The 10,098-nt window shown below is 42.0% G+C and carries 7 protein-coding genes; 5 read left to right on the forward strand and 2 right to left on the reverse strand.

Annotation, left to right across the window (positions count from 1 at the left end):
- The first annotated feature begins 16 nt into the window (after window positions 1-16).
- Window positions 17-1,192 (forward strand): lycopene cyclase family protein, encoded by a 1,176-nt coding sequence (locus WBM49_RS05355; RefSeq protein ID WP_424371033.1) that lies wholly within the window; start codon window positions 17-19, stop codon window positions 1,190-1,192.
- Window positions 1,193-1,196: 4 nt separating this feature from the next.
- Here the strand turns inward: WBM49_RS05355 and WBM49_RS05360 are convergent, their stop codons facing one another.
- Entirely contained in the window at window positions 1,197-2,171 is a 975-nt protein-coding gene (locus WBM49_RS05360; RefSeq protein WP_424371034.1) for a polyprenyl synthetase family protein, read from the reverse strand.
- 156 nt (window positions 2,172-2,327) lie between these two features.
- Between WBM49_RS05360 and WBM49_RS05365 the strand changes: the two genes are divergently transcribed.
- The 4 genes from WBM49_RS05365 to WBM49_RS05380 are packed head-to-tail and all read left to right on the forward strand — an operon-like array spanning window position 2,328 to window position 8,970.
- A complete protein-coding gene (locus tag WBM49_RS05365) occupies window positions 2,328-2,933 on the forward strand; it encodes a TetR/AcrR family transcriptional regulator (RefSeq protein WP_424371035.1) in 606 nt (201 codons plus the stop codon).
- A complete protein-coding gene (locus WBM49_RS05370; RefSeq protein ID WP_424371036.1) occupies window positions 2,934-4,271 on the forward strand; it encodes a TolC family protein in 1,338 nt (445 codons plus the stop codon).
- Window positions 4,272-4,291: 20 nt separating this feature from the next.
- Complete coding sequence (locus WBM49_RS05375) at window positions 4,292-5,461, forward strand: efflux RND transporter periplasmic adaptor subunit (protein WP_424371037.1); 1,170 nt, start codon at window positions 4,292-4,294, stop codon at window positions 5,459-5,461.
- A gap of 8 nt (window positions 5,462-5,469) precedes the next feature.
- Window positions 5,470-8,970: an efflux RND transporter permease subunit gene (locus WBM49_RS05380; protein WP_424371038.1), complete on the forward strand. Its 3,501-nt coding sequence runs from the start codon at window positions 5,470-5,472 to the stop codon at window positions 8,968-8,970.
- A gap of 67 nt (window positions 8,971-9,037) precedes the next feature.
- On the opposite strand, the gene WBM49_RS05385 is transcribed toward WBM49_RS05380, so the two are convergent.
- Window positions 9,038-10,098, reverse strand: a 1,061-nt coding sequence (locus WBM49_RS05385; protein ID WP_424371039.1) for a RagB/SusD family nutrient uptake outer membrane protein, incomplete at its 5' end; no start/stop codon positions are given.

Consider the following 10,098-nt stretch of genomic DNA (forward strand, 5'->3'; position numbering starts at 1 on the left):
ACACTCGCTTGGGTCTATGAAAGAATACGATTTCATCATAATTGGTGCCGGTGCGGCCGGGCTCATGATGGCCGATGGAATGGGCAAAGACCCCGCCTTCCGAGACAAATCCATCCTCCTTTTAGACAAAGATGACAAGACCACCAATGACCGCACCTGGTGTTTTTGGGAAAAAGGCAGTGGCCTTTTCGACCATATCCTATACAAAAAATGGGATGAGATTTACTTCGCCGGGAAAAAGCATGCAGAGAAATATCCTATTGCGCCCTATTTTTATAAGATGGTGCGCGGTATAGATTTCTATGAACACTATTTGAAAAGAATTGCCTCTTACCCCAATGTTACCTTTAGCCAGGAAACTGTTCAAAAAATAAAGGACCAAAAGCATAAAGGAGTAGAAGTACACACTCAAACAAACAACTACATCGCCCAGCAGGTTTTTAGTAGCCAACTAAGCTTTAAAGACCTTAAGACCCCTTCAAAATATCCTATCCTGCAGCAACACTTTATTGGCTGGTTTATACAGACTAAAGAAGCTGTTTTTGACGCTTCCCAAGCTACCTTTATGGATTTTTCTGTTGCACAACAAGGCAATACACGTTTTATGTATGTTTTGCCATTTTCCGAGACCTCAGCACTGTTCGAATACACACTTTTTTCAGAAACCTTGCTGCCTAAAGAGGAATATGAGGAGGCAATCAAGGACTATCTGACTACTCATTTTAAGGGAGTTGATTTTGAAATTATCGAAAAAGAGCAGGGTAGCATACCCATGACTTGTCTAGACTTCAGCCTTCAAAATACAGAGAAGGTTTATCATATTGGTACGGCAGGTGGATGGAGCAAACCCAGCACCGGATATACCTTTAGTAACACTGCTAAAAAAAGTGCGGCACTGCTTCAACATCTAAAAGAGAACAAACCTCTAGACAGTTTTCAAAAAAGAAATCGTTTTTGGATGTATGATGTCTTGCTTTTAAATATTCTGTACAGAAATAATGAACTGGGGCAATCGATATTTGAATCGCTTTTTGCAAAAAGAAACCCTCAGCTAATCTTTAAGTTTCTGGATGAAGAAACAACTTGGTACGAGGATGTCTATATCATGATGGCCCCTGCTCCACTCCCCTTTATAAAGTCGCTCTTTCGCCATCTGTATTGGATAGTCACCAGGCAAAAGCAACGATGGTAGTAGCCTAGACCTTTCTTCCCATCAAAGCCTCTCCAAATTTGTGCAGCACTTCCTTATTTTTATCCACGACAGTTAAGGTGTCTAGTTTAGAAAAGGCTTTTACAGTGTAGGTGGCAATAGCCTCTTTAGTTGCCTTAGATGCACCACATTGCTCATAAATCTCCTTAACCCGTTTCACTTTCTTTTCAGATTTAGCCGGTTGGATGGAAAACAGATCCTTTAATTCCCTTATCTGAGAGGGATCTCCCAGCTCGATCGACTTTAAATATAGATAGGTCTTCTTATTTTCGATGATATCTCCCCCAACTTGCTTGCCAAAGGTCTTAGGATCCCCATAAGCATCGAGGTAATCGTCCTGTAATTGGAAGGCGATCCCAAGGTTAAGGCCGTAATCATAGATGTTCTTTTGAGCGGCCTTATCAGCCCCGGCAATAATGGCTCCCATTTTCATAGATGCTCCTACCAATACAGCTGTTTTGTATTCTATCATTTTCAGATATTCTGATATCTCCACTTCTTCGCGCGTTTCGAAGTCCACATCGTATTGCTGACCTTCACAAACTTCCATTGCTGTTTTACTAAAAAGCATGGTAAGTTCTTTAAACACAGTTGCCGAATACGGCTCCAAAAAACGGTAGGCCTCTATAAGCATGGCATCCCCTGAGAGGATCCCCGTATTGATATCCCATTTCTGATGTACTGTGGTCTTACCGCGCCGCAAAGGAGCCGCATCCATAATATCATCATGTATAAGGGAAAAATTGTGGAAATACTCTACTGCCATGGCTGCGTTAAAAGCATCCTTATAATTTCCGCCAAAAAGGTCAGTACTCAATAAGGTAAGGACCGGCCGTAAGCGTTTACCCCCCAGTGCCAAAATATACGACATGGGTTGATAAAGAGTTAGTGGTTCCTTTTCAGTTACTCTGGAGGAAAGATGTGCATTGAATTTCTCCTGATAATATTCAATAGAATGCATGGCAAATTTTTTTCAAAAATAGGTGAATTCATTACAAGCTGCCTAATGATCTCGGAAATCTGGATCACAAGTGTACGTGAAGAATTTGTTAAATAAATGTAAAACGTTGGAAACTTTATTTGTATTTATAGTTTCCTACAGTATATTTGCCCCCTCATGAAAGAAAAAATACTCGATAAGGCAACCGATTTATTTTTGACCCTTGGTTTCAAAAGCGTTACCATGGATGATCTTGCTCACGAAATGGGTATTTCCAAAAAGACGATCTACACCCATTTTGAAAATAAAACAAAATTGGTTGAGGCCTCTACTATAGCCCTTTTTGACGCCATTTCTACGGGAATAGACGAGATCTGCAGTCTTCAAAAAAACCCTATTGAGGAATTATATGAGATCAAAAAATTTGCCATGCGGCATTTAAAGGATGAGAAAGCCTCCCCTCAGTACCAATTGCAAAAATACTATCCCAGAATTCACAACTCCCTTCGCATGAAGCAGTTTGATTTAATGCAAAATTGTGTGGTAGACAATGTGAAGCGTGGCATTGACATGGGGATCTATCGCCCCTCCTTAAATATAGATTTTATCTCGAGGATCTATTTTACAGGGGTTACCAGTATAAAAGATCACACGCTCTTTCCAGAAGATCAATTTCCAAAAACCCAGCTCATGGATGACTATCTGGAATATCATCTGCGTGGGATCATTACTCCGGAAGGTCGAAAAATATTAAATGAAATTATTCACTCTAATAACGAATAAATGAAACCTTGTCGTTTATTTTTAATCCTTTTCTCTGTATCCCTGATAGGTTTTTCCCAGGAAACACCGGTGGGATATACACTTAATGAGGCCATCGCCTTTGCTTTGGAAAACAATTACAGTGCCCTCAACGCAGAGCGCGATATTATTGATGCCCAAAAGCAAAAATGGGAAACCATTGCCTCCGGTTTACCACAAATTACTGCAGACATAAGCTATCAAAATCAATTAAAGCAACCGATTTCATTAATCCCGGCTGAATTTTTCGGAGGGCAACCCGGAGAGTTCGAACCAGTTATCTTTTCTCCACCACAGACGGCAATTGCAACCGCCACCGTACGGCAGCAGATCTTTGATGGTTCTTACATTGTGGGGGTGCAAGCCACCAAAGCTTTTTTAAGCTACAGCAGGAACAACAAGGAAAAAACACAACAAGATGTAAGAAAAGCGGTGGTGGAAGCATATGGGAACGTACTCCTGGCCCAGGAATCGGTGAACATTTTACAGAAGAATTTAGATGCCTTACAAGGCAATCTTTATGAAACACAGAAACTTTATGACAATGGCCTTGCCGAAGAGGAAAATGTAGAGCAATTACAGATTACTTTTTCTACCGTGGAAAGTCAGTTGAAAAATGCCGTACGACTCCAAAAGATCACTCTTCAAATGCTCAATTTGGTCATGGGGCTACCTATAGAGGAAGATACTAAATTAAAGGAGGACCTGAACGATCTGGCCCAGGACTATGCAGATCCTGCGGTCATCGATTCGCCATTTAACATGGAAAACAATGTTGATTTTAAATTAGTAAATAACCTTAACGAGCAACGCTATTTCGAATTAAAACTGGCCAAGAGCAGGGCCTTGCCTACCTTGAATGCCTTTGCGAATTACGGCACCGCTGCCTTTAGTGATTCCTTTACATTTCTGAATGGAGATCAACAATGGTTCGATTCGTCTATTTTGGGCTTCGATCTTAGCATCCCAATCTTTAGCTCTTTGAGAAGAAGTGCCAGCACACAAAGGGCTAAAATAGCTCTTGATAAAGCCAAGACCCAATTAACCGAGACCCAGGAGCGTATACGATTACAGTTAGAAAAGGCTAAAAGTGATTACCTCCTGGCCATCGAACAATACGCTACAACGCAAGAGAATTTAAACCTGGCAGAACGCATTGAAAAAAAGAATCAGATTAAATACAAGGAAGGGATTGCCAGCAGTTTTGAGCTAAGACAGGCACAAACTCAATTATATACCGCTCAGCAGGAATATTTACAATCCATGGTAGATGTGATCAATACCAAAACCGAACTCGAAGTAATTGCCAATAATCAATAAAAAGTAAATCTATTTTCAAAATGAAAAATTTAATATCCCTCTTCACCTTAGTCCTTCTATTACTCTCTTGTGGTGGTGATACGAATGTCTCTATAGACAGCCTGATAGCGAACAAGGATCTCGATAAACTAAGAGCCAAAAAGACATCTATAACGGAACAATTAAAAGAGTTGAATGAGCAAGTAAAGACAATCGACTCTGTCATTGCCGTATTAGATTCGGACACTAAATTACCCTTGGTGAGCACTTTTGAGGTAAGCACTCAGAACTTTCAGCATTTTCTGGAACTCCAGGGCGACGTTGCTACCAAGCAAAATGTCCTGATCTATCCTGAAATGGCAGGAACATTGCAACGGGTATATGTCACCGAGGGTGATAGAGTAACCAAGGGCCAACTTCTTGGGGTCATAGATGACGGCGGAATGGCCAGTCAGCTTGCCCAATTAAAAACCCAGGCCGAGTTGGCAGAAACAACTTACGAGCGTCAAAAAAGGCTTTGGGAACAAAAAATTGGATCAGAAATTCAGTTTCTCCAAGCCAAAACCAACTATGAAGCTACCAAGAGCAGTGTGCAGCAGGCAGAGAGACAACTGGGTAAGTCTACCATTAGGGCCCCTTTTACTGGGATCATTGACGATGTGATAAAAGATGAAGGAACTGTAGTATCTCCCGGTCCCGGATCTGAAGTCTTCAGGATCGTAAATCTATCCAATATGTACATTACAGTAGATGTACCGGAATCGTACCTGGGCAGTATTAACAATGGAAGTATGGCCACGGTATATTTCCCTGTATTGGGCGATTCTATTAAAACCACCGTACGACAAACCGGGAATTTCATCAATCCAAACAACCGCTCCTTTAGTGTGGAAATTCCTGTGCCTAATGAAAAAGGAAGTATTAAACCAAATTTAAGCGCCAGAGTAACGATCAATGATTACAGTAATGCAAACGCTTTGTTAGTGCCACAGAGTGTAATCTCTGAAAATGCAGAAGGAGAACAGTATGTATTTATTGCCGAGAACCCTTCGGAAGAAATGCAAGGGACTGCCAAAAAAAGAATAGTTACAACCGGCAAAACACAAGGCAGGTTTGTTGAGATTCTCACCGGACTATCTGCCGGGGAATTGATCATACAGGAAGGTGCCAGAAGTGTAAAAGATAATCAGGACGTGCAAATAATTAAGTAAATATTACTATGAGTCGACAACAAAAAAACGTCAACAAGGAATTCAGACTATCTTCCTGGGCCATTGACAATCCGTCTGTGGTTTATGTGTTGATCGCAATTTTCCTCTATATGGGTTATACCTCTTACATGGCTTTACCCAGGGAGGATTTCCCGGAAGTGGTAGAGACCAAGGTCTATATCAGCACGCCATATCCGGGCAATACTGCAGAGGATGTGGAAAGACTCATTACGGATCCACTTGAAGACAGAATCAAAAATGTAAGCAACCTGGTAGAGCTCACTTCCACTTCACAAGAAGATTACAGTATCATCACTGCAGAATTCGATGAGGAAATAACCGTGGAAGCGGCCAAACAAAAAATTAAAGATGAAGTGGATGGAGAAAAGGCAAGTGAAGACTGGCCCTTGTTCAACGGCGCCAAAGTAGAGCCCAACATCTTTGATCTGAATCTTGCAGAACAAATCCCAATTATCAACATAAATTTCACAGGAGACTATCCGGTTGAATCTTTAAAGGAGTATGCAGAGTATCTCCAGGATGAAATAGAAGACCTGCCTCAGGTGAAAGAAGTCAATATCCGGGGAGCCCAGGAAAAAGAAGTAGAAATTGCGGTAGACGTTTACAAGATGATGGCTTCCAAAGTAAGCTTCCAGGATGTGATCCAAACCATTGCCAATGGAAATATGACCATGTCTGCAGGTAATTTAAAGACCATCAATCAACGAAGGAATATCCGAATCTTAGGTGAGATCAAAGATCCTAATGAATTAAATGAATTTGTGGTAAAGTCCGAGAATGGAGCCGTTTATTTAAAAGACATTGCTACCATCACCTTCGATGAGAAGGATAAAACCACCTTTGCCAGGGAGTTTGGGGATAATGTGGTAATGCTGGATGTTAAAAAACGCTCTGGCCAGAATACCATTGAGGCTACGAACGCCATAAAGAAACTGGTTACGGAAGCTCGTGAAAATTACTATCCCAAAGGTCTTACCTTAACTATTGCCAATGATTCCTCAAGCAGGACCCTCGGCCAGGTAGATGACCTTGTAAATAATATCATTTTTGGGATCATACTGGTTGTAACGGTGCTTATGTTCTTTTTAGGTTTCAGGAATGCACTCTTTGTTGGTTTTGCCATCCCGATGTCTATGTTCATGTCATTTATGATCCTGTCCACGCTGGGATATACACTCAATACCATGATCCTTTTTGGGCTTATCATGGGACTGGGAATGTTAGTAGATAACGGGGTTGTGGTTGTGGAAAATGTGTACCGACTCATGGAGCAGGAAGGAATGTCCAGGATTGAAGCCGCAAAAAAAGGGATTGGAGAGATCGCATTTCCTATTATTATCTCCACATTGACAACCGTAGCCGCTTTTGTGCCGCTTGGCCTCTGGCCAGGTATTTTTGGGCAATTTATGATCTATTTCCCTATTACCCTTTCCGTAGTTTTAGGATCCTCACTTTTTGTGGCTATTTTTATGAACTCCATGTTGGTTTCTCGCTATATGGAGCTTGGCGATAAGGAACTCACCCGGAGACAACTTATCAGGGTAAGTATCATCCTTGGAAGTATTGGCACTTTGATCCTCATCTTTGGGGGTGCCATGCGTGGCCTGGGAAGTGTCATGATCGTTACGGCCATATTATTCTGGTTCTATAAATATGCCTTGAAAAAATGGGCCAAAAAATTTCAGCGTACCTCGCTGGTACGTTTTGAGAATTTCTACGAACGAACCATTAAATATTCCCTAAGAGGTAAAAATGTATACTGGTTTTCAGGAATTACATTTCTCTTACTCATAAGTACTTTTATGCTCTTCGGACTTTCGTTGGGAAGTGGCCGCACCAAGGTGGAATTCTTTCCGGATAACACTCCAAATGAGATCTATGTATACATTGAATATCCCCAGGGAACAGCTATTGAAAAAACCAACGAATTAACCAGGGAAATTGAAAACAAAGTGTACGCTATCACAGAAAAACCAGCGTATACCAATCAAGGATATAATTACCTGATCTCCTCTGCCGTTTCCCAGGTGGGAGAAGGTGCAGGAAATCCAAATACGGATGGGGGTTCCTCGGCAGAAATGCCTCATAGAGGTAAGATCACCCTCTCCATGCGCGAATTTAAATACCGCAACGGAATTAGTACGGAAGATCTGCGAAGAGACATTCAGGATAATCTAACTGGCATCTACCCCGGTGTCTCTATCTCAGTTGAAAAGGATGCCGCTGGCCCGCCTTCAGGATACCCTATCAATATTGAATTGGAAGGGAAAGACTATGACCTTTTGATAAACACTGCTGAGAACATCCGGAATTTTATCAATAAAAAGAATATTGCCGGCATCGAAGAATTAAAGATAGATGTCAACAAGGGTAAACCTTCTATGAATGTTATGGTAGACCGTGAAAAAGCGGGAGAATTAGGTGTCTCTGTGGGGCAGGTAGGACAACAATTACGCAGATCGCTCTTTGGTGAAAAAGCAGGGATTTACAAGGAAGCAGGAGAAGACTACGATATCAATGTGCGTTTTAGGGAAGATATGCGGTACGATAAAAGCGCCCTGTTCAATCAAAATATCATATTCAGGGACCAGGCTACAGGACGGATAAAGGAAATCCCCGTTTCTGCGGTTGCTACCCAAAAGAATACCTCTTCCTTCAGCGCTATCAAACACCGTGATAACAAACGAGTGGTTACTGTCTATTCTGGTTTAAAACCCGGCTTCTCCGACGCAGGGGCTGTAGTGGCCGATATCCAGAAAGAAATGGAGAATTTTCAGGATTTGCCAGCCAGTGTGAAACTAGATTTTACCGGGCAGATTGAAGAACAAAACAAGCAAATGCAATTCCTGGTTGGTGCCTTCTTCTCAGGCCTTGGCTTAATTATGCTCATCCTTATCTTCCAGTTTGGTGGAATTTCTAAACCCGCCATTATTATGACCGCTATATTCCTCAGTTTTATTGGCGTCTTTGGAGGTTTGATGATCACGGGCTGGTCTTTTGTGATCATGATGACCATGATGGGGATCATAGCACTGGCCGGTATTGTCGTGAATAATGGGGTGGTGCTGCTTGATTATACCCAGATCCTTATAGACCGCCGAAAGGTTGCCTTGGGAATAGATGATTATGATCTTATACCCCTGGAGGATGTGACCGAAGTGATCGTTAAGGGAGGAAAAGCAAGGTTACGACCGGTTATATTAACCGCAGTGACCACTGTTCTGGGACTTATTCCCTTGGCCATTGGGCTAAACATCGACTTCTTTTCACTCTTCTCCGAAGGAGATCCCAAAATCTATATAGGTGGGGACAACGTTATTTTTTGGGGCCCTCTGGCCTGGACGGTTATCTTTGGGCTCATTGTGGCCACCTTCTTAACCCTGATTATTGTACCGGTGCTATTTAATATCACCTATAGGATTAAGTTGTATTTCAGTCCCAGGAAAGAATCCGAACCGATAAAAGCGGAAGCAGAGATTGCTGCCTAGATAGTTGGAATAATAATTATAAAAAAGCCGCCCAATTGGGCGGCTTTTAATTTTAGGCTGGTACTTCTTAATCGTTTTCCGAAAGCGGCACCGGCAGTACATTAAAGATCTGATCTCCTGCGCGATCTATTGGCAAGGTGTTAGACAAATTATATCGTCTTAGATCAAACATTCTATGATTCTCACACCAAAGAGAATATCTGCGCTGGTTTAACATCTCCGTAGTTAAGGCGTCTACCGTCAAGGCTCCGGCATAATTTCCTAATGATGCGGAATTCCTGATCACATTAATGGCGTCTTCGGCCTCAGTGAGAACATTTGTCAAAATATTTGCTTCCGCATAAACCAAAATAAGCTCTTCATTTCGCAACATATCTATGGGCGAAATATTTGAAGCGTATAAAGCTGTTTGATAAGCTCCAGCCAGGCCATCTTGTTCGGTAGGATTAGCTCGTATAAGAGTTTTGGTCGAAACCCTTGTATCGCCTGCCTCCGCTTCAGTTATAAAGGAATCATGAACTATGATCTGATCCCCATTGTTATCCGGGATCTTAAACAGATCATTGGTAAAATCACCGCTGTCTAGGCTATAGACATGCTTTGGACCTATAGTGAGATCCCCGGTGAGATCAAAATAAGAAGCATTCAAAGCTGTTAAACTCGCGGCTCCATCACCAGCATATAAAGCGGCCACTGCGGCCACCCCTCTGTTGAACTCGGCAAAGGTACTGGGTGTATCAAATCCTTCAAATCCGGCTAAAGGGAACGCAAAATCTGCTCCGGCACTATTTAGATCGGATAATCCTTCATCTAACAAAGCCCTTACCGCAGTTAAGGCGGCACTAAACTCTAAAATTGGTCCTAAATTGTCTGGATCGGCCACATCTACCCGTGCCCTGTTGTACGACTTAAGGACCTCTATGAGTTCATAGGCAATAATGGTCTTTGCAAATCCACGATATCCAGCCTTCTGGGTATCGGTTATGGAAGTGGTGTTATCTAAAGACTGCAATAAGATATTCGCATTTTTAATAGACACATACCTGCCTCCCCATGGCGCTGTGGAGTAAAAGGAATTATTGTCTAAATTAATACCATTCGCTCCCAGTAGATCCTGAGTATTTCTGG

It is taken from the genome of Muriicola sp. (assembly GCF_049669965.1).
Classification (GTDB): domain Bacteria; phylum Bacteroidota; class Bacteroidia; order Flavobacteriales; family Flavobacteriaceae; genus Muriicola.

Coding starts and splice junctions, on each gene's coding strand:
- WBM49_RS05360 (WP_424371034.1), bottom strand. CDS start 2,171: ATGCATTCTATTGAATATTATCAGGAGAAATTCAATGCACATCTTTCC.
- WBM49_RS05355 (WP_424371033.1), top strand. CDS start 17: ATGAAAGAATACGATTTCATCATAATTGGTGCCGGTGCGGCCGGGCTC.
- WBM49_RS05365 (WP_424371035.1), top strand. CDS start 2,328: ATGAAAGAAAAAATACTCGATAAGGCAACCGATTTATTTTTGACCCTT.
- WBM49_RS05375 (WP_424371037.1), top strand. CDS start 4,292: ATGAAAAATTTAATATCCCTCTTCACCTTAGTCCTTCTATTACTCTCT.
- WBM49_RS05370 (WP_424371036.1), top strand. CDS start 2,934: ATGAAACCTTGTCGTTTATTTTTAATCCTTTTCTCTGTATCCCTGATA.
- WBM49_RS05380 (WP_424371038.1), top strand. CDS start 5,470: ATGAGTCGACAACAAAAAAACGTCAACAAGGAATTCAGACTATCTTCC.